22 protein-coding genes and 1 riboswitch are annotated in these 18,305 nt (G+C 71.1%); of the genes, 10 read left to right on the top strand and 12 right to left on the bottom strand.

Translation table 11 applies throughout. The features are described from left to right. Positions 1-22: 22 nt before the first annotated feature. Together ACIHFB_RS05510 and ACIHFB_RS05515 are read right to left on the bottom strand one after the other, a co-directional pair. Positions 23-325 (bottom strand): urease subunit gamma, encoded by a 303-nt coding sequence (locus tag ACIHFB_RS05510; protein ID WP_028808600.1) that lies wholly within the window; start codon positions 323-325, stop codon positions 23-25. A 133-nt stretch (positions 326-458) separates the two neighbouring features. Beyond that, positions 459-1,106: a TetR/AcrR family transcriptional regulator gene (locus tag ACIHFB_RS05515; RefSeq protein ID WP_365270462.1), complete on the bottom strand. Its 648-nt coding sequence runs from the start codon at positions 1,104-1,106 to the stop codon at positions 459-461. Positions 1,107-1,283: 177 nt separating this feature from the next. Between ACIHFB_RS05515 and ACIHFB_RS05520 the strand changes: the two genes are divergently transcribed. Beyond that, the gene (locus ACIHFB_RS05520) at positions 1,284-2,300 is read left to right on the top strand and encodes an ABC transporter permease (protein ID WP_400125368.1); all 1,017 of its coding nucleotides are present in this window, start codon (positions 1,284-1,286) and stop codon (positions 2,298-2,300) included. Between the two features lie 75 nt (positions 2,301-2,375). Here ACIHFB_RS05520 and ACIHFB_RS05525 read toward each other — a convergent pair whose 3' ends face one another. Beyond that, positions 2,376-2,654: a type II toxin-antitoxin system Phd/YefM family antitoxin gene (locus ACIHFB_RS05525; protein WP_365270468.1), complete on the bottom strand. Its 279-nt coding sequence runs from the start codon at positions 2,652-2,654 to the stop codon at positions 2,376-2,378. Between the two features lie 88 nt (positions 2,655-2,742). Here ACIHFB_RS05525 and ACIHFB_RS05530 point away from each other — a divergent pair, with 88 nt between their 5' ends. The 4 genes from ACIHFB_RS05530 to ACIHFB_RS05545 all read left to right on the top strand — a co-directional run bounded on the left by ACIHFB_RS05530 (position 2,743) and on the right by ACIHFB_RS05545 (position 5,189). Next, positions 2,743-3,102 (top strand): VOC family protein, encoded by a 360-nt coding sequence (locus tag ACIHFB_RS05530; RefSeq protein WP_365270471.1) that lies wholly within the window; start codon positions 2,743-2,745, stop codon positions 3,100-3,102. A 109-nt stretch (positions 3,103-3,211) separates the two neighbouring features. Next, the gene (locus ACIHFB_RS05535) at positions 3,212-3,847 is read left to right on the top strand and encodes an ATP-dependent Clp protease proteolytic subunit (RefSeq protein ID WP_365270474.1); all 636 of its coding nucleotides are present in this window, start codon (positions 3,212-3,214) and stop codon (positions 3,845-3,847) included. 7 nt (positions 3,848-3,854) lie between these two features. After that, entirely contained in the window at positions 3,855-4,163 is a 309-nt protein-coding gene (locus ACIHFB_RS05540) for a hypothetical protein (RefSeq protein ID WP_400125371.1), read from the top strand. A gap of 337 nt (positions 4,164-4,500) precedes the next feature. Continuing rightward, positions 4,501-4,712, top strand: a riboswitch (cyclic di-AMP (ydaO/yuaA leader). A 3-nt stretch (positions 4,713-4,715) separates the two neighbouring features. Continuing rightward, positions 4,716-5,189 carry a C40 family peptidase gene (locus ACIHFB_RS05545; protein ID WP_365270480.1) on the top strand — a complete coding sequence of 158 codons (474 nt, stop codon included), beginning with the start codon at positions 4,716-4,718 and terminating at the stop codon, positions 5,187-5,189. A 57-nt stretch (positions 5,190-5,246) separates the two neighbouring features. Here ACIHFB_RS05545 and ACIHFB_RS05550 read toward each other — a convergent pair whose 3' ends face one another. Then, positions 5,247-5,705: an ATP-binding protein gene (locus ACIHFB_RS05550; protein ID WP_365270483.1), complete on the bottom strand. Its 459-nt coding sequence runs from the start codon at positions 5,703-5,705 to the stop codon at positions 5,247-5,249. A 212-nt stretch (positions 5,706-5,917) separates the two neighbouring features. On the opposite strand from ACIHFB_RS05550, the gene ACIHFB_RS05555 reads away from it, so the two are divergent. Together ACIHFB_RS05555 and ACIHFB_RS05560 are read left to right on the top strand one after the other, a co-directional pair. After that, positions 5,918-6,787 (top strand): helix-turn-helix domain-containing protein, encoded by an 870-nt coding sequence (locus ACIHFB_RS05555; RefSeq protein WP_400125373.1) that lies wholly within the window; start codon positions 5,918-5,920, stop codon positions 6,785-6,787. Positions 6,788-6,796: 9 nt separating this feature from the next. Then, on the top strand, positions 6,797-7,021 hold the full coding sequence (locus tag ACIHFB_RS05560) for a DUF397 domain-containing protein (RefSeq protein ID WP_365270488.1): 225 nt from the start codon (positions 6,797-6,799) through the stop codon (positions 7,019-7,021). Between the two features lie 68 nt (positions 7,022-7,089). Here ACIHFB_RS05560 and ACIHFB_RS05565 read toward each other — a convergent pair whose 3' ends face one another. After that, a complete protein-coding gene (locus tag ACIHFB_RS05565) occupies positions 7,090-8,217 on the bottom strand; it encodes an 8-amino-7-oxononanoate synthase (RefSeq protein ID WP_400125375.1) in 1,128 nt (375 codons plus the stop codon). Positions 8,218-8,364: 147 nt separating this feature from the next. Between ACIHFB_RS05565 and bioB the strand changes: the two genes are divergently transcribed. From bioB to bioD, 3 genes are read left to right on the top strand one after another with little or no spacing between them, the layout of a single operon-like run. After that, positions 8,365-9,501, top strand: coding sequence for a biotin synthase BioB (bioB, locus tag ACIHFB_RS05570; protein WP_365270493.1), 1,137 nt, complete (start codon positions 8,365-8,367; stop codon positions 9,499-9,501). Then, positions 9,494-10,783 carry an adenosylmethionine--8-amino-7-oxononanoate transaminase gene (locus ACIHFB_RS05575; protein WP_400125377.1) on the top strand — a complete coding sequence of 430 codons (1,290 nt, stop codon included), beginning with the start codon at positions 9,494-9,496 and terminating at the stop codon, positions 10,781-10,783. The genes bioB and ACIHFB_RS05575 overlap by 8 nt, the downstream gene beginning before the upstream one ends. 1 nt (position 10,784) lies before the next feature. Beyond that, complete coding sequence (gene bioD, locus ACIHFB_RS05580; protein WP_365270499.1) at positions 10,785-11,501, top strand: dethiobiotin synthase; 717 nt, start codon at positions 10,785-10,787, stop codon at positions 11,499-11,501. 17 nt (positions 11,502-11,518) lie between these two features. On the opposite strand, the gene pqqE is transcribed toward bioD, so the two are convergent. The 7 genes from pqqE to ACIHFB_RS05615 all read right to left on the bottom strand — a co-directional run bounded on the left by pqqE (position 11,519) and on the right by ACIHFB_RS05615 (position 18,254). After that, a complete protein-coding gene (gene pqqE / locus ACIHFB_RS05585) occupies positions 11,519-12,631 on the bottom strand; it encodes a pyrroloquinoline quinone biosynthesis protein PqqE (RefSeq protein WP_400125380.1) in 1,113 nt (370 codons plus the stop codon). Continuing rightward, positions 12,628-12,897, bottom strand: a complete 270-nt coding sequence (gene pqqD, locus ACIHFB_RS05590) for a pyrroloquinoline quinone biosynthesis peptide chaperone PqqD (RefSeq protein ID WP_365270505.1) — start codon at positions 12,895-12,897, stop codon at positions 12,628-12,630. Before pqqD ends, pqqE begins: the two co-directional genes overlap by 4 nt. Continuing rightward, a complete protein-coding gene (pqqC, locus tag ACIHFB_RS05595; protein ID WP_400125381.1) occupies positions 12,894-13,631 on the bottom strand; it encodes a pyrroloquinoline-quinone synthase PqqC in 738 nt (245 codons plus the stop codon). Before pqqC ends, pqqD begins: the two co-directional genes overlap by 4 nt. Then, positions 13,628-14,527 carry a pyrroloquinoline quinone biosynthesis protein PqqB gene (pqqB, locus tag ACIHFB_RS05600; protein WP_400125383.1) on the bottom strand — a complete coding sequence of 300 codons (900 nt, stop codon included), beginning with the start codon at positions 14,525-14,527 and terminating at the stop codon, positions 13,628-13,630. Before pqqB ends, pqqC begins: the two co-directional genes overlap by 4 nt. Before the next feature lie 8 nt (positions 14,528-14,535). Further along, a complete protein-coding gene (gene pqqA, locus ACIHFB_RS05605) occupies positions 14,536-14,676 on the bottom strand; it encodes a pyrroloquinoline quinone precursor peptide PqqA (RefSeq protein WP_365270511.1) in 141 nt (46 codons plus the stop codon). A 37-nt stretch (positions 14,677-14,713) separates the two neighbouring features. Continuing rightward, positions 14,714-15,847 carry a PQQ-dependent sugar dehydrogenase gene (locus ACIHFB_RS05610; RefSeq protein WP_365270514.1) on the bottom strand — a complete coding sequence of 378 codons (1,134 nt, stop codon included), beginning with the start codon at positions 15,845-15,847 and terminating at the stop codon, positions 14,714-14,716. Between the two features lie 169 nt (positions 15,848-16,016). Further along, entirely contained in the window at positions 16,017-18,254 is a 2,238-nt protein-coding gene (locus ACIHFB_RS05615) for a LuxR C-terminal-related transcriptional regulator (RefSeq protein WP_400125386.1), read from the bottom strand. Between the last annotated feature and the right edge of the window lie 51 nt (positions 18,255-18,305).

Consider the following 18,305-nt stretch of genomic DNA (forward strand, 5'->3'; position numbering starts at 1 on the left):
CCGGGATTCATCGGCCATCCCCTCAGACGATCGGGTCGTGGACGGTGACGAGCTTGGTGCCGTCCGGGAACGTCGCCTCGACCTGGACGTCGTGGATCATCTCGGGGATGCCTTCCATGACGTCGTCCCGGGTGAGCAGCTTGCGTCCGGAGGACATCAGCTCGGCGACCGTACGGCCGTCACGGGCGCCTTCGAGGATGTGCGAGGTGATCAGGGCGACCGCCTCGGGGTGGTTGAGCCTGAGCCCGCGGGCACGGCGCTTCTCGGCCACGTCGGCTGCCACGTGGATGAGCAGCCTCTCCTGCTCGTGCGGGGTCAGTTGCACGTCCCACCTCACATCCTCGCTCCGGACCGTGCGGGGTCCGGTTGCCTCGACCACGGGGCAAAGTGCCTGGTGGCGTGGATGGGCAGGCTAGTTGGAAGGAGTTTCAGGCACGTTGTCACGAGTTTCGGGCGCGTTAACCGGGCTGTGATCCATCAGCCTCCGGCCCGTTGGGCCGCATGCTCATCAAGGCCCGCAGACCGTCCTGGAGGACCTCGACGGGGACCGTCCCGAACAGGGCCTGCTGCGCGACGAAGCCCTGCACCGTGGCGATCATGGTGCGTGCCACATGGTCCGCGGGGATGTCCGGCGCCATGATTCCGGCGTCCTGGTAGGCCTCGACGGCCTGCGCCCAGGCCCCGCGCAGCGTCGAGTGCACCTCCCTCAGGACGGCCGACAACTCCTCGTTGCGCACGGTCTCGGCCCAGACCTGCATGATCAGACGCGGGAGGACCGGTTCGCCGTTCTCGTTCAGCGACGACCAGATGCGGAGCGTCCGGCCGAGGACCTCGCCGACCAGCAGGTCCGGCGGCGGGGGCGGACTCTGCCGGGTGACGTCGTCGAAGGCCGCGCGGATCTCGCCGAGCACCTCCTTGGCGATCGCGGTGATCAGCTCGTCCTTGCCGCTGAAGTAGCGGTACACCGCGCCGGCCGAGAGATCCACCTCCTTCAGCACGTCCTGCATGGAGGTGGCGTGGAAGCCGTTGCGTGCGAAGCAGCGGGCGGCGCCGTCGAGGATCTGACGGCGACGGGCGTCGAGGTGTGCCTGGGATACGCGGGCCATGGTCCACAACGTAAAACGAACATTCCTTCTTGACAAGGAGCGGCATCCGCAAGACGGTGGTGGCACAGCAAAACGAACGATCCTTCTTTTTACGGTCCTTCTCTTGACGGCCACCCGCGCAGCCGGCCTCCCGGCCACCCACGCTCCGGGCGGCCCCGCCGATCCGAGGGGAAACCCATGTCCACCGTCACCGCTGCACGCGCCGGCGGCTCCGCGTCAGCCCCGTCGCACACCCGCCGCCTGATCGCCGTACTCGTCCTCGTCCCCGTCCTCGCGGCACTGGCGCTGTGGGCCTTCGCCTGGCCCGCGGCCCGCACCGCGCCGCACGACCTGCCGCTCGGCGTGGCCGGGCCCGCCGCCGCAACGGCACAGATGGAGGAGCGGCTGGCGCGACAGGACGGCGCCTTCGAGATCCACCGCTACGCCGACGAGGCCGCCGCCCGGGACGCCATCGAGGACCGGACCGTATACGGCGCGATCGTCGTCACCCCCGAAGGCCCCGAACTGCTGAACTCGACGGCCGCGAGCCCGGTCGTCGCACAACTGCTCCAGCAGGCGTCCGCCGAGATGAACGCGGTCAGGACCGTCGACGTCGTCCCGGCCCCCGAGAACGACCCGCGCGGCGCGGCCCTCAACGCGAGCGTGCTGCCACTCGCGCTGGCCGGAATCGCGACCGGCTCGGTGGTGACGCTCCTCGGGCTCCGCGGTCTGCGTGCCGTGGCCGCACTGATCGGCGCCGCCGCACTGGTCGGTATCGCGGCGACCACGATCGCGGACAGCTGGCTCGACGTCCTCGCCGGTGACTGGTGGACCCAGGCCGCGTCGCTCGGCCTGGCGACGCTGGCCGTGAGCGGCGCGATCGCCGGACTCGCCGCGCTCATCGGCCCCGCCGGGATCGGCATCACGGCCGGCGTGGTGATGCTCTTCGGCAACCCGTGGTCCGGAGCGGCCTCGGCACCCCAGATGCTGCCGGAGCCGGTCGGCACGATCGGCCAGTGGCTGCCGCCGGGCGCGGGGACGACCCTGCTGCGCTCGGTGTCCTTCTTCGACGGCGCGGCGGCGACGGGACCCGCTCTCACCCTGACCTGGTGGGCGGCACTGGGTCTGAGCGCGGTGCTCCTCGGCAGCGCCCTGAAGTCACGCACGAGGACGGGCACCCCGGCGACCGAGCGAGAGCTCTCGCCGGTCGGCTGACCGGGCCCCACCACAGCCTGCCGCGCACCTCAGGGTGCGCGGCAGTCGCGTCTCGGGGCTGAGACCGCCGGAGCGCTACGCGGGGTCGGCCCCCCGATGCTCCGCCGCGATGCCGAACCGCTGCCGTTCACGGGGAGCGGCCGCGAGCTCACGCACAGCCGAGACGGAGCTGATCACCTGCTCGTCCGCGGGCTCCTGAAGCTGCTCGAGTCGTTCGAGGTCGGCGGCGGAGACAAGGGCGACGAGAGGCTTGCCGTGCCGTGTCACGACGACGCGCTCACCGCCGTACACCACCTTGTTGATCAGGTCGGCGAGCTCAGCCCTGGCTTGCGTCACCGGAATCTCGTAGGCCATGTCCCCAGTTTACGGTGGCCACGAAATCCCGTCGGGAGGACGATGAGAGGCGCAGGGACTCCGCATCGCCGACCGCAGGAGGCCTCCCATGGCAGGCGAGCCGTCCTTCTTCGAGCTGGGCGTGGCCGACCCGGAGCGAGGGCGCGCCTTCTACGGCACCCTGTTCGACTGGGATCTCGAACCCGGCCCCTCCGGAAGCGGCTTCTCCATCGGCACCCCGGGTGTGCCCGGCGGGCTGCACGGCGGCGACGCGGGCGCCTCCCCTTACCTGTTCTTCCGGGTCGACGACCTGGACGCCGCCGTCGCGAAGGTCCTCGAACTGGGCGGCACGACCGAGGAACTCGGCGCGGAGGACCCCGACTCGGAGGCCCGCTTCGGCCGGTTCAAGCTGTGCCGGGACGACCAGGGGTCGGCCTTCGGGCTGCACCAGCCACCAGAAGGCCGCTGACCACCTCGCCCGACATCACGGCGTCCGCGCTGAGCGAACCCCCTCACCCTTCACTCTGTACGTCCTGTACATTTTCTACAGAGACAGCACTGTCGAGGAGGGGTTCGCCATGAACCGACCGTCCGCCCGCTACGTCCTGCCCGAATTCACGGAGCGCACCAGCTTCGGGCAGAAGACGATGGATCCCTACTCGAAGCTGCTGGAGGAGCGGATCGTCTTCCTCGGTACGCCGGTCGACGACACCTCGGCGAACGACGTCATGGCGCAGTTCATGCACCTCGAGTACCAGGACCCGGACCGGGACATCTCGCTCTACATCAACTCCCCCGGCGGCTCCTTCAGCGCGATGTCGGCGATCTACGACACGATGCGGTTCATCACCTGCGACGTGGAGACCATCTGCCTGGGCCAGGCGGGCTCGTCCGCCGCCGTGCTGCTGGCCGCGGGCACGGCGGGCAAGCGGTTCGCGCTGCCGGGCGCTCGCATGGTGATCCATCAGCCGGCGCTGCCGGAGCCGATCCAGGGGCAGGCCAGCGATCTCGCCATCCACGCCGAGGAGTTGATGCGGGTGCGCGTCCGCCTGGAGGAGATGCTCGTACGGCACACCGGACGCACGCACGACCAGGTGAGCGCGGACATCGAGCGGGACAAGATCCTCACCGCCCAGGAGGCCCTGGACTACGGGCTGGTGGACCGGATCATCCCCAGCCGCAGGTCCACCATCGCCCCGCCCACCGGGAAGTGACACGCCGGTGCTCCCACCCGAGCTTCCGCCGCTGCCCGCCCTCACGTGCGCCGAGGGCGAGTTGATCGACCGTTATCTCGATGTGGTCGACCTGCTCGGCCGGATCAACCCGGCCCACCACGGGGACACGTACCGCGGACTGCGCGCCGCCCAGGCGTTGGTGTCCAAGGCGAGCGAACTGCGCGACGCGCTGGCGCTGATGCACCAGCGGGGCGAGACGGAGTTGCACGCCCCTACGCTCACGCGGGCGATGCGCGTTCTGGACGGCGAGCGCCGGACGGCGCGTGTCATCGTTCCGCCGCGCTCCGACAGTTGACGCACTCCACCTCCGGTCCGGATATCCGCCACGACGGCGAGACGTCCGGACCGGCGCTGAAACGGACCAAATGGCGTACCCCTGTTCGGAGTAGACGTTTGTCATTTTTTGGGACCGCAGAGCTTGCGCAACACGCGTATCTCGAAGGCGGTTGAGACCCTTCCGTGCTGGTCGGGGGGTCAGCGAGGCCCTCGACACTCGCTCGAACAGAGGGGTGTCCACCCGAACGGGTGAGTGGTGAGTAACCCCACAAATACCCGATTCCATTGGGTCTTTCGTTCATCCGTGCGTGAAGATCCCTGTCTGACGACAAGACCCCGCCAGAGCGGCGGGGCGATCCGGGCGGACGCCGAGTCCTGCCGCCGCCCGGATGACCGGTCGACAGGAGTGGATCGGCAGGAGTGGAGGACCCGAGCACGACGGGTCGCCGGAACGGTCACGCCATGACCGCGCCGAGCAGCCCTTGGGGTGAAGCCGCGTCAGCGGCCGGGCAACTTCGCCAGCCCGAATCCGACAGGTCATCCTTCACAGGCGGCTGACGAAGGGTTGCGCATGACTGCGCTCAATCGTGTCCCGTCGCTGATGGCCCGAGCCGGCACGGCATCGGCTCTCACCCTCGCCGCCGTGGGCGGCTCCATCGTGGCGCCGGGCCTCGTCTCCGAGGCCGAGGCCGCCACTCCGGCGACGAAGGCGCTCCAGGTCGCGGCCTCCAAGAAGGGCGCGCCGTACAAGTACGGCGCCACCGGACCGCGCCGGTTCGACTGCTCGGGGCTGACGCTGTACTCGTACAAGAAGGCGGGCAAGAGCCTGCCGCGTACGGCGGCTCAGCAGTACAACAAGACGCGCCACATCTCCGGCAAGAGCCGCAAGGCCGGAGACCTGGTGTTCTTCCACTCGGGCTCGAACGTCTACCACGTCGGCATCTACGCCGGGAAGGGAAAGATCTGGCACTCCCCGAAGACCGGGGACGTCGTAAGACTGTCGAAGATCTGGACCAAGAGCGTCTGGTACGGCCGGGTCAAGTGACCTGAGCGACGCGGTGGCGGCGCCCTGACGCGCCGCCACCGCGTCCGGGCTTGATTCCTAAGGTTCCTGCTGAACCGCCGTGCTCACCGGCCGCGCCGGGACCGTCCAGGGCAGTTCGATGGAGACGGTCTTGCCGCCCTCGCGAGTGGGCCGGATTCTCAGTTTGCCGCCGCATTCGGCGGTCAGCCAGCGGATGATGACCAGGCCGCGGCCGTTGTCCTGCTGCACTGCCGCGGGCAGCCGCTTGGGAAGCCGCGGGTGACTGTCGGTCACGCCGATGTGCAGTTGTTCGTCACGGTCGAGGTCGATGTCCACCGTGAAGGTGGGTGACTGCCCGAAAGTGTGCTGTACGGCGTTGGTGGCGAGTTCGGAGACGATGAGGCGGACCGTGTCGGCCAGTTCCGTGTCGGCGGGCAGTCCCCACTCCACCAGGGTGCCGACCACATAGGTGCGAGCCGCGGAGACCGAAGCGGGATCGCTCGGCAGAGTGACGGATGCTTCCAGATGGTCTGCCATGGCGACGTCGTCCCTTTCCGACGGGACCGCAGTCCGACACGGATCGGAGGGTTCGAGTACGGTCCCGGACTGGTGCTTCGTCGCCAGACTGCCATCACCGGACCGGTCACGGGTGCGATCCACCAAGATATGCATATATCTGTCGCTCGAAGCGGTGAACTCTGCGACGGCAGAGCGTATTTGGACGGCACGGAAGGAGTAAGGAGGAGCCCATGCAGCACGGTCCCGCGGTACGCCGCCGAAAACTGGGCGCCGAATTGCGCACGCTGCGCACCGGCGCCGGACTCACCAGCGGCGAGGCGGCCCGGCTCGTGGGCTGGCACCAGTCCAAGGTGAGCCGCATCGAAACCGGCGCGAGCGGTGTGAAACCGGCCGATGTGCGGTTACTCCTCGACGCCTACGAAGTGGCGGATCCGCAACTGCGGGAGTTGCTCGTGGTGTTGGCGGGATCGGACGACGGTGCCGGGCGGCACCACTGGTGGCATGCGTATCGGGGCGTGCTGCCGCCGACCTACCGGGACTTCATCAGCCTCGAATCCCAGGCGAGCGCGATGCGCACACTGGAGACCTCCGTCGTTCCCGGGTTGTTGCAGACGCCCGAATACGCCCGGGCGGTGACCCGGGCCGCGGTGGGCGGACTGGACGAGGAATCGGACGAACGGCTGGACGCGCTGGTGGAAGTGCGCCTGGCCAGGCAGGACGTGCTGCGCTCGCAGCCGCCCCTGGTGCTGAGCGCGGTGCTCGACGAGGCGGTGCTGCACCGGGAGATCGGCGGGCCGGATGTCATGGCCCGGCAGCTGGAGCGGCTCATGGAAGCGGCCCGCTACCCCCAAGTGCGGCTTCAGGTCCTGCCGTTCGCGGCCGGAGCCCACATCGGCATCACTGGGCCTTTCGTTATCTTCTCATTTTCGAGCACATCTGATCTGGACGTGGTTGTTCTCGACCACTTGACGAGTAGCCTCTACCTCGAACGGAAAGAAGACCTCCAGGCCTACACGGAGGCCTTCAACACCCTTCAGTTCCACGCCCTTTCGCCCGAGGACTCGTTGGACTACATCGCCGGGATAGGTGACGGCGCGTAAGGAGGCACCATGTCTGCACTGCCTCGGAACGAACCTTCCAGTACAGATCCGCACGGCGTGCGGTGGCTGCGCAGCAGCTACAGCACAGGAGCGAACAACTGCGTCGAGACGGCCCGACCGCTTTCCGGTCCCTGGGCCGGACGGCTCGCCGTGCGCGACTCCAAGGACCCGGCCGGACCCGCGCTGCTCTTCTCCCCCGAGAGCTGGGCGGGATTCATGGCCGCGTTCCGATGACCCCCCGCACATCCCGACCCATGTGACCGGTCAATCGATCGCGCGACGCACGGCCATGCAACGCCGACTCATGGTCGCGTCTCGCCGATCACCTCTACAGCGCGTTCGATCTGGGCCTCGGAGAGGTCCGCGCGGGCGGTCAGCCGCAGCCGTGAGATGCCGTCGGGCACGGAAGGAGGACGGAAGCAGCCCACGGCGAGACCTGCCGCACGGCAGTCGGCCGCCCACCGCACGGCACCCTCCGGGGACGGCGCGCGCACGGAGACGACCGCGGCGTCCGGACGTACCGCCTCCAGACCCGCGGCGGTCAGGCGTGCGTGGAGTTCGCGTGCCACCGCGCGTGCCCGCGCAGCCCGCTCCGGTTCCCGGCGCAGCAGCCTGAGCGCCGCCAGGGCCGCCCCCGCCGCGGCGGGGGCGAGTCCCGTGTCGAAGATGAACGTGCGTGCCGCGTTGACCAAGTGCTCGACGACCCGGGCGGGGCCGAGCACCGCGCCGCCCTGGCTGCCGAGCGACTTGGACAGCGTGACCGTCACGACGACGTCGTCGCCGCCCGCGAGTCCCGCCGCGTGCGGGGCGCCGCGGCCGCCGTCGCCGAGGACGCCGAGGCCGTGGGCGTCGTCGACGACCAGACCGGCACCGTGTTCCCGACAGGCCGCGGCGAGCTCGGTCAGCGGGGCGGCGTCGCCGTCGACCGAGAAGACCGTGTCGGACACGGCGACGGCAGGTCCGTCATGCGTCTGGAGCGCCTTGCGCACGGCGTCCGGGGCGGCGTGCGCAACCACCTGTGTGGTACCGCGGGCCAGCCGGCAGCCGTCGATCAGCGAGGCGTGGTTGCCGGCGTCGGAGACGATCAGTGAGCCGTGCGGCGCCAGGGCGGTGACCGCGGCGAGGTTGGCCGCGTATCCGGAGGAGAACACCAGTGCCGCCTCGAAGCCGCAGAAGTCCGCCAGCTCGTGTTCGAGTTCGGTGTGGAGTGCGGTCGTGCCGGTGACCAGGCGGGAGCCGGTGGCGCCGCCGCCCCAGGTACGGGCCGAGGCGCCGGCCCCCTCCACGACTTCGGGATGCCGGGCCAGGCCCAGGTAGTCATTGCTCGCGAGGTCGAGCAGCGGCGAGTCGGCGGGGCGGGGACGCAGGGTCCGTACCAGTCCGGCGCGGCGGCGCAGTTCCGCCTGTTCGTCGATCCAGCCGAACGCCATGACTCCTCCGGGACTTTTGTAGGCAGTGCACAGACAGTAGTCGCCCGACCAGCCACCCACTGTGTGGCAATACCCACACGTCCATCCGGCTCTGTTGTTCATTCTCTCCTTGGCCCGGGACGGTCCCGTAGGACAGGATCGGACCTCATGGACCTGCTGAACACGCTGGTGGACAAGGGGCTTCGGCGCGAGCCGCCGACCCGCGAGGAAGCCCTGGCCGTCCTCGCCACCTCCGATGACGACCTGCTCGATGTGGTGGCCGCGGCCGGCAAGGTACGCCGGCACTGGTTCGGCCGACGGGTGAAACTCAACTATCTCGTCAATCTCAAATCCGGCCTGTGCCCGGAGGACTGCTCCTACTGCTCCCAGCGGCTCGGCTCGACGACCGGGATCCTGAAGTACACCTGGCTCAAGCCCGACGAGGCCTCCCAGGCGGCGGCCGCGGGGCTCGCCGGTGGCGCCAAGCGGGTCTGCCTGGTGGCGTCCGGGCGCGGGCCGACCGACCGGGACGTGGACCGGGTCGCGGGCACAATCAAGGCCATCAAGGAGCGACACGACGGCGTCGAGGTGTGCGCCTGCCTCGGTCTGCTCTCCGACGGCCAGGCCGAGCGGCTGCGCGAGGCCGGCGCCGACGCCTACAACCACAACCTCAACACCTCCGAGTCGACGTACGGCGACATCACCACCACCCACACCTACGCCGACCGCGTCGACACCGTGCAGAAGGCACACGCGGCCGGGCTGTCCGCCTGCTCGGGTCTGATCGCCGGTATGGGCGAGTCGGACGAGGACCTGATCGATGTCGTCTTCTCGCTGCGCGAGCTGGACCCGGACTCGGTTCCGGTCAACTTCCTGATCCCCGTCGAGGGCACCCCGCTCGCCAAGGAGTGGCACCTCACCCCGCAACGCTGCCTGCGGATCCTGGCGATGGTGCGGTTCGTCTGCCCGGACGTCGAGGTACGGATCGCGGGCGGCCGCGAGGTCCATCTGCGCACGATGCAGCCCCTGGCGCTGCACCTGGCCAACTCGATCTTCCTCGGCGACTATCTGACCACCGAGGGCCAGACGGGCAAGGCCGACCTGGACATGATCGCGGACGCCGGATTCGAGGTCGAGGGCACGGACCAGGTGACGCTGCCGGAGCACCGGGCGGCCGGCGGGTGTCACGAGGGCGGCGGAGCGTGTGCTCCCGCAGCCGAAGCGCCTCAGGTCAACGAGGCCCGTACGGACCTCGTCGCCGTACGCCGCCGGGGTGCCGGAACGGACCTCGCGCCCAATGCCTGACCTGACCGTCCCCGAGCTGCTGGACCTGGACCGGCGGCACGTCTGGCATCCGTACGGACCCATGCCGGGCCTGATGGAGCCGCTGGTCGTGGAGTCGGCGAGCGGAGTGCGCCTGAAGCTCGCCGACAGCTCGGGTGAGCTGGTCGACGGCATGTCGTCCTGGTGGTCGGCCATCCACGGCTACAACCACCCGGTGCTCAACGAGGCCGCGCGGGAGCAGCTCGGCAGGATGAGCCACGTGATGTTCGGCGGGCTCACCCATGAGCCCGCCGTACGCCTCGCGAAGCACCTTGTCGACATGTCGCCTGACGGTCTGGAGCATGTCTTCCTCGCCGACTCCGGTTCGGTGTCGGTCGAGGTCGCGGTCAAGATGTGCCTCCAGTACTGGCGTTCAGTGGGCCGCCCGGCCAAACAACGCCTGCTGACCTGGCGCGGCGGCTACCACGGCGACACCTGGCAGCCGATGTCGGTGTGCGACCCCGAGGGCGGGATGCACGACCTGTGGAGCGGCGTCCTCCCGCGCCAGGTGTTCGCCGACGCGCCGCCGACGGAGTACGACGAGTCGTACGCCGACCGGCTGCGCGCGCTGATCGAGCGGCACGCCGACGAACTGGCCGCGGTGATCGTCGAGCCGGTGGTGCAGGGTGCGGGCGGCATGCGGTTCCACTCCCCCGCGTATCTGCGGGTGCTGCGCGAGGCGTGCGACGCATACGGCGTGCTGCTGGTCTTCGACGAGATCGCGACCGGGTTCGGGCGGACGGGCGCGCTGTTCGCGGCGGAGCACGCGGCCGTCACGCCCGATGTGATGTGCGTCGGCAAGGCGCTCACCGGCGGCTATATGACGATGGCGGCGACGCTGTGCACCTCGCGGGTGGCCGAGGGCATCTCGCGCGGCGAGGTGCCGGTGCTGGCTCACGGCCCGACCTTCATGGGCAATCCGCTGGCCGCGTCGGTCGCCTGCGCCTCCATCGAGCTGCTGCTCGGGCAGGACTGGCTCGCGGAGGTCAAGCGGATCGAGGCGGGACTGCGGGAGGGGCTGGCTCCGGCGCTCGACCTGCCGGGCGTGCGGGACGTACGGGTCCTGGGCGCCATCGGGGTCGTCCAGCTCGGCCGCCCCCTCGACGAGGCGGCCATGCAGGCCGCCACGGCGGCGGCCGTGCGCGAGGGCGTCTGGCTGCGGCCGTTCCGCGACCTCGTCTATACGATGCCGCCGTACGTCACCGGCGACGCGGACGTGGCACGGATCGCGCGCGCGGTGTGCGCGGCGGCTCAGGAGGGATGACATGCCGGTCCTGGTGATCACGGGCACGGGCACGGAGGTCGGCAAGACCGTCACCACGGCCGCCGTCGCCGCCGTCGCGCTCGCGGCCGGACGGTCGGTGGCCGTCCTCAAGGCCGCGCAGACGGGCGTACGACCGGACGAGCGCGGGGACGCCGACGAGGTTGCGCGGCTCTCGGGTGCCGTGACGGCGGTCGAACTCGCCCGGTATCCGGACCCGCTGGCACCGGCGACGGCCGCGCGCCGGGCCGGACGCGCTCCGGTCCACCCGCACGACATCGCCGAGGCCGCCGCCAAGCTGGCCGCCGAGCACGACCTGGTGCTGGTGGAGGGTGCGGGCGGACTCCTCGTACGGTTCGACCCTGCGGGCGGCACCCTGGCGGACGCGGCGCGACTGCTGGGGGCGCCGGTGCTGGTCGTCGTCTCGGCGGGGCTGGGCACGCTGAACACGACGGAACTGACGGCGCGCGAAATCCGGTCCCGTCAGCTCGACTTGGCGGGCACGGTGATCGGCAGCTGGCCCGAGTCGCCGGATCTGGCGTCCCGTTGCAATCTCGCGGACCTGCCGATCGTCGCCGACGCCCCGCTGCTCGGGGCGCTGCCCGCGGGGGCGGGGTCGCTCGAACCCGCCGACTTCCGTGCGGCGGCACCGACTTGGCTGGCACCGCGACTGGACGGCCTGTGGGACGCGGAGGCGTTCCGGGTGCGGGAGGCGCCTTAGCCACGGGCAGGTCCGGGTCAGGGCGGCGTGACGGCCTTCTCCGCCCGGCCCGGGACCCGCTGTCTGATCGCCGGACTCTCGTCCGTGCTGTCGTCGGCCAGCATCCGGACCAGCCCGTGGTCGGGCGAGAGCCGGCATGCGGGATCCGTGCGGGTGGCGTCCCCGGTGAGTGCGTACGCCTGGCAGCGGCAGCCGCCGAAGTCCTCGTCGCGGCGGGAACAGGTGCGGCAGGGGTCGGCCATCCAGTCGGTCCCCCGGTAGCGGCTGAACGCCGCGGAGTGGTCCCAGATCCAGGCGAGCGAACGGTCGCGGACGTTCGGCGGGTCAAGACCCGGCAGCGAGGCCGCGGCCGGGCACGGCAGGACGGTGCCGTCGGGGGTGACCGTGAGGGAGACCGCGCCCCATCCGCCCATGCACGGCTTGGCCACGCCGTCGAAGTAGTCGGGGACGACCCAGACCAGGTCGGGACCGTCCGGCGTGAACTCCGCACGCCGCCGCTCGACGACGTCCCGTGCCCGGGCGAGCTGTTCGCGCGTGGGAAGCAGCGCGGCGCGGTTGAGCAGACCCCAGCCGTAGAACTGCGCGTTGGCCAGTTCGATGCGGTCCACGCCCCAGGACACGCCCAGCTCGATGAGGGCGTCGACGGCGTCCAGGTTCTGGCGGTGCAGGACGACATTGAGCCCCAGGGGGAGGCCGGCGGCCCGCACCAGCGCCGCGGCGCGCTCCTTCTCGGCGAAGGACCGGCGTCCGGCGATCCGGTCGGAGGCGCTCGGGTCGGCGTGCTGGACGGACAGCTGGACGCTGCGCAGCCCGGCGGCGGCGAGCGCGGACAGCCGGGCCCCGTCCAGGCCCACGCCGCTGGTGACCAGCTGGGTGTAGATCCCGGCGCCCTCGGCGGCGGTGACGATCGGCTCCAGATCCCTCCGCAGCAGCGGTTCACCGCCCGAGAGATGGGTGTGGACCACGCCGAACTCGCCCGCCTGACGCATCACGTCCGTCCACTGCTCGGTGGTCAGCTCACGCGAACGGCGCGTCAGCTCCAGCGGGTTGGAGCAGTACCCGCAGTGGAGCGGACAGGCATGGGTGAGTTCGGCCAGCAGGGCCCAGGGACGGGCGGGCGCGGCGGTCATCGCAGCCAGCCCTCCTCACGCAGCCGTTCGAGAAAGGCGGGCACGTCGATGGACACGGGGGCGCCGGGGAAGCGTTCGGCCAGCTCGTCGACGATGTCGCGCATGCTGCGGATGCCGTCGCACAGGCCGACGACCGTTCCCGCCCCACCCTTGAGAACGACGACGCGTTCGGGAAGGAGCAGCAGGTCCGTATCGCGTGCATGGTCGTGGCGCAGGACGATGGCGGGCGCGAGCACGGGCCGCCAGTCGGTCACCGGCGCCGTCACACCTGCCCCCGTCGGCCGGCCTGGTCCACGGCGTCGAGCAGCGACCACAGGACGTCGCACTTGAAGCGCAGCGCGGCCACTGCCCGCTCCTGGTCGTCCCGGGTGCGGGCCCAGCTCAGCACGAGGTCGAGCGCCTCGCCGCTGTCGCGCCGGCCCTGCGAGACACGGGTACGGAAGTAGGCGAGGCCGTCGGCTTCGATCCACGGGTAGTGGCGTTCGAAGGCCTCGATGCGGGTGCGCATCAGGTCCGGGGCCGACAGTTCGGTCAGCGACGCGGCGACGGCTTCGAGGGCCGGACGCAGCCGGCAGAAGTTGACGTATCCGTCGACCGCCAGCCGGACGCCCGGCAGCACACTCCCGGCACCGAGCAGAGTCTCCCGGTCCACTCCGGCCGCCTCGCCGAGCCGCAGCCACCGCTCGATGCCGCCCTCGCCGTCCTGCTGCCCGTCGTGGTCCTGGATGCGGCGCAGCCACATCCGGCGCAACGCGGCGGTGTCCAGCTTGGCGGTGATCAGGGCGTCCTTGACGGGGATGTGGCGCTGGTAGTGGAAGCGGTTGACGATCCAGCTGCGGAGCTCGTCCCGGCTGAGATCGCCGCTGTGCATACGGAGGTTGAAGGGATGGGTGTCGTGGTAGCGCTCCTCCCCCACCGCGCGCAGTCGTGCCTCGAACTCCGCGGGGCTCCAGGGCTCCGCGAGCGGGGCGGGTGCCGACTTCACGGCTGCCGTGTTCACAGCTCGATCACCATCCCGTCGTACGCCACCTCGATGCCCAGCCGTGCGAGCTGCTTGTGCTGGGGCGCGGCCGGGTCGACGAGGGGGTTGGTGTTGTTGAGGTGCGTGTAGAGGCACCGGGCGGCGAGACCGGCAAGGCGATCGGCGGTGCCGTCGGGTCCCTCGATGGGCAGGTGGCCCATGCCGGTTGCGGTGCGTTCGGAGATGCCCGTGCGGCGGGGCTCCTCGTCGTCCCAGAAGGTGCCGTCCACGATCACGCAGTCGGCCTCGGCGGCGGCCTGTTGGAGTCGGTCCGGCCAGGCGGCCAGGGCCGGGGCGTAGAGCGCGGTCGCGCCGGACGCGGGGTCGTACAGGCGCAGGGCGACGACCCATGCCTCGTCGTCCGGGGCGTCGGCGGCGTACCGCGGGCGCTTGCCCGACACCGGGATGCCGCCGATCTGTAGCCCCGAGGCGCCGGGGGTCAGCGGTTCGGCGCCGTGCCGCGGCAGCTCCCGCCAGGTCATCGAGGTGTACGGCGTCAGTACGTCGCCTAGGTGGAGGCGGTCCAGGAGTGCCGCTCGGACCGGGGCAGCGGCGATCACCTCGAGGCTGTCGGCCTCGCGCAGCCGGGCGATGCCCAGGGTGTGGTCGAGTTCGGCGTCGGTGAGGACCAGTCCGGCGACGGGTGTCCGGCGGGGGCCGGGACCCGGGTGGAGTTCGGGCCGGCCGTCGATCTGGTCGCCGATGTCGGGGGTCGCGTTGACGATGTACCAGCGCCCGTCGTCGGTCCGTACGGCGAGGGAGGCGTGGCGGCGGCGTCGACGCGGATCGGCGCGTGCCCCGGAACATCCGGGGCACGCGCAGTTCCACTGTGGGATGCCGCCACCGGCGGCGGTGCCGAGTACCAGCAGCAGCATGGTGTCGGTCAGCGGGAACTGAGGGAGTAGGCGGTGACTTCGAGCGCGGTGTCGACGATCTCGTAGGCGGGCGCCTGCCAGGTGGCGATGTCCGTCTGCGGCGAGGCGATCGGCTCGACCGGCTTGAGCTGTTCCGTGGCTTCGTTCATGGGTGGTACGTCCTCTCTGACTGATTTCCGGGTGGGGTCACTTGATGGACACGCGGAGGATCTTGTCCTTGCCGTATCCGGCATCAGTGGTGCCGAGCCACAGTTCGTCCTTGCCGGGCACCTTGGCGATGGCACGCAGGCGGCCGAACTGCTGGGAGTAGAAATCGCTCGGCTTGCCGACGAATTCGCTGTCGCCGTCGATCGCGATGCGCCACAGCCGCTGGCCGCGCAGCGACGACACGTACAGGACGTTGCGTACGACGACGAGTTGGGAGGGCACGCCCCACTCCGGGGCGAAGACGGCCCTCGGGGTGACCATGCCCTTGACGTCGCAGGCACCCTCACAGGTGGGCCAGCCGTAGTTGGCGCCCGGCTTGATCAGGTTGAGTTCGTCCCAGGTGCTGTCGCCGACTTCGACCGCCCACAGGCGACCGTTGCGGTCCCATGCCAGGCCCTCCGGATTGCGGTGGCCGTAGCTGTAGACGCGGGTGCCGAACGGGTTGCCGGGGGCCGCGGCGCCGGTCTTGGTGATCCGGAGGATCTTGCCGTTGAGCGACTTCTTGTCCTGCGCGAGCTTCGGCTGGTAGGCGTCGCCGGTCGAGACGTAGAGGTATCCGTCGGGTCCGAAGGCGATCTGACCGCCGTTGTGGTTCCCGATCCGCTTGATTCCGCCGAGCAGCACCTTGTAGTTGCGCAGGGACTTGCCGTCGTAGTCCATGCGGACCACTTCGGTCCGGGTCTTCGTGGTGTGCACGAAGAACACCTGCTTGTCCTTCTTGCCGTTCCAGGTCGGCGAAGGAGTGACGCCCAGCAGACCTCCGGGGCCGTCGTCATAGGGCTCGGGGACCGTCTTCGGTACTTCGCCGACCCGCGTCTTCTTGCCGTCGCGGCCGAGGCGGTAGACCTGGTAGGTGAGCCGCTCGGTCACCAGCGCCGAGCGTCCGTCCGGCATGAACTTGATCTCCCAGGGTGTCTGCCATCCCGTGGAGAGCGTGGTGACGTCGGCCGGGGCGCTGGCATCGACGTCGTCCCTGGCCGCTGCCTTCGTGGACGCCGCGGCGGCCGCGGGCGCGGGGTGCGGCAGGCCGGCCGCGAGCACCGCTGCCGATGCGGCGAGCGCGAACAGGACGAACCGGGCCGGGCGCCGCACTGAGCGGCCTCGATCGGTCATGTCGACACCCTTCGTCATTCCTCGAGCGAGCAGTTGTGACGCAGCGTGTCCTTACGCATGCGGAAAGCAGCGTATTTCCCGCCGGGCGCAACGCAATGCAATGACATTCCGACGATGATCAATTCACCGGCCGTTCGGGTGAACCACGGGCGTGAGGCCTGCTGCCCGGTCAGATGGGGCCGCCGTCGCCGAGCAGCCGTACCAGTTCGATGCGGGAGCGGATGCCCAGGCGGCTGAAGACGCCTCGCAGGTGGTGGTCGATCGTGCGTGGGCTGAGGGCGAGCCGGACGGCTATCTCGCGGTTGGTGGCTCCTTCGGCGGCCATCCGGGCGACCACCAACTGCTGGGCGGTGAGCCGGGCCGTCGGGTTGCCGGGGGCGCCGCGTGCGGGTGGGGCGGGGGTGCCGAGTGCGCGGAGTTCGGTGCGGGCCTGGGCCGCGCAGTGCGGAGCGCCGAAGTGCTCGAACGCCGCGAGGGCGCTGTGCAGCCGGTCCCGTGCCTCCGTACGGTGGCGCAGCCGTCGTAGGGCGCCGCCGAACAGCAGCTCCGTACGGGCGCGTTCGAGGTCCCGGGTGCCGTGCGCGTGCAGGTCGAGGGCGGCGCGGTAGTGCTCCAAGGCTTCGGCGCCGGGCGCGAGCAGGGCCCGGCAGCGGGCGCTGAGGGCCAGGTCGTCGGCGCTGCGTACCGCGCTCGCCCAGCGGTGGTAGTCGGCGTGTGCCGCCCGGGCGACGCGGGTGTCGCCGGTGCGGACGGCGGCCTCGACGTAGTGCGGGGCGGCCAGGTGCCGGATGGCCCGGTGGCCGTGGCCGGGTCCGAACCCGGCGAGGGCGCGCAGCCGTGCCGCCGCGGCGGCGAACCGGCCGTGACCGAGGTCGAGGAAGGCGAGCGCCCACTGGGCGAGGGCGGCGGGCAGGCCGAGGCCATGGGCCAGGGCGTACGACCGGACGGTCGCGGCGCGCTCGCGGCAGACGTCCGCGTCACCCGTGATCGCCGCGAACATGGCGAGGGCCGCCTGGAGATGGCAGGCCCCGTTGTCCTGACCGGTGGCGTACGCCTGCCACAGGGCGTCCGCGGCGGCTGCCTCGCCGGCCCGTGGGCGCCCGGTCCAGAAGTCCGCGTACACCTGGAACTCCATGGCCTGCGCCACGGTGACGGTCGTGCCCCGCGTCCGGGCGGAGGCGGCGGCGCGGACGGTGGCGGTCACGGCGAGGGTGTGGTCGCCGAGCAGCAGGGCGGCGATCCCGGCGTGGATGAGCAGGGTCGGGTCCTCGCCCGGACCCGATCGCCCGGCCGCCGTCCGCAGCAGGTCCCGCGCGTCGTCGTACCGTCCCTCCACTGCGGCCGCCAGCCCACCGAGCGTTCCGGGCGCCGCGACCCCCGACTGCCCGGCCATCCGTACGGCTTCCCGGCACCGACGCAGGTCACCTGTGTAGATGGCGGCTTCGGTGGCGCGGGCGAAGAGATGCGCACGGTCCGGTAACCCCACGTCCTCCCCGGGCGCCCCGGCGCCGTGCCACTTCTCGTGCGGCGGGCCCGTCTTCCGTACCGCCGCCGTGAGCAGGGCGTCGAATGCCTCCGATGCGTTGCCGGTGCGCAGGGCGAGGACGCCGGTCAGGGCGTCGTCGGTGAGGGCTGCGGCCAGGCGGCGGGCGCGGTCGGTGTCGCCCGACTCCCAGGCGCAGGCCGCCGCGTGGGCGTGGAGGCGGGACTGCCGGCGTGGGTCGGGGGAAAGTACGGCGGCGCGTTCGGCGAGGGTGCGGGCGAGGGCGGGCCGGCCCGTGCGGTGAGCGCTCGTCGCGGCCGCGGTCAGCTCCGCGGCGAGGCGGGCGCTCGGGCCCAGCGCGCCCGCCGCCCGGTGCCAGGAGCGCCCGGCCGTCTCACCGTCGCCGCGCAGCACCCGCGCCAGCAGGCGGTGGACGTCGCGCCGGTCCGCCGGGGACCCGGTCTCGTACGCGGCGATCCTCGTCCACACGTCCCGGAACACCACACCGCTCGCCGTCGCGTGGGCGATCCCGGCCGCCTCTGCCGCTTCCAGGGGGCGTGTTTCGAGACCGGCGGCGGTGACGGCGCGCACGAAGGCATGCGTGGGGACGGGGTGTTGGTCGGCCGCCGCGAGGAGCAGCAGCAGCCGGGTGTCGTCCGGCAGCGCCAGGATCTCGGCGCGGTGCGCGCGCAGCAACGCGGGGGCCAGTTCGGCGGGTTCGGTCGGCAGTGGGTCGAGGCCGCCGGACTGCCGTGCGGTGAGCCGCGGTACCGCCTCGGCGGCCGCGCGCGGATCGCCGTACACGGAATGCAGCAGGCGCACACGGACGCCTTCGGGGAGCGTGGGGGCCAGTCGTCGCCACGTGTCCGGGTGCTGGTGTGGCGAAGTGCGGTCAAGAGGTGGGGGGTTCACCGGAGTCACCACGCAATTGACGTTACTGGCGGGTTAGTTCAACCGTAAAGACCGGCGATTTCG

Origin of the sequence: Streptomyces sp. NPDC051963 (assembly GCF_044593495.1) — a bacterium.
In the GTDB taxonomy this organism is placed as follows: domain Bacteria; phylum Actinomycetota; class Actinomycetes; order Streptomycetales; family Streptomycetaceae; genus Streptomyces.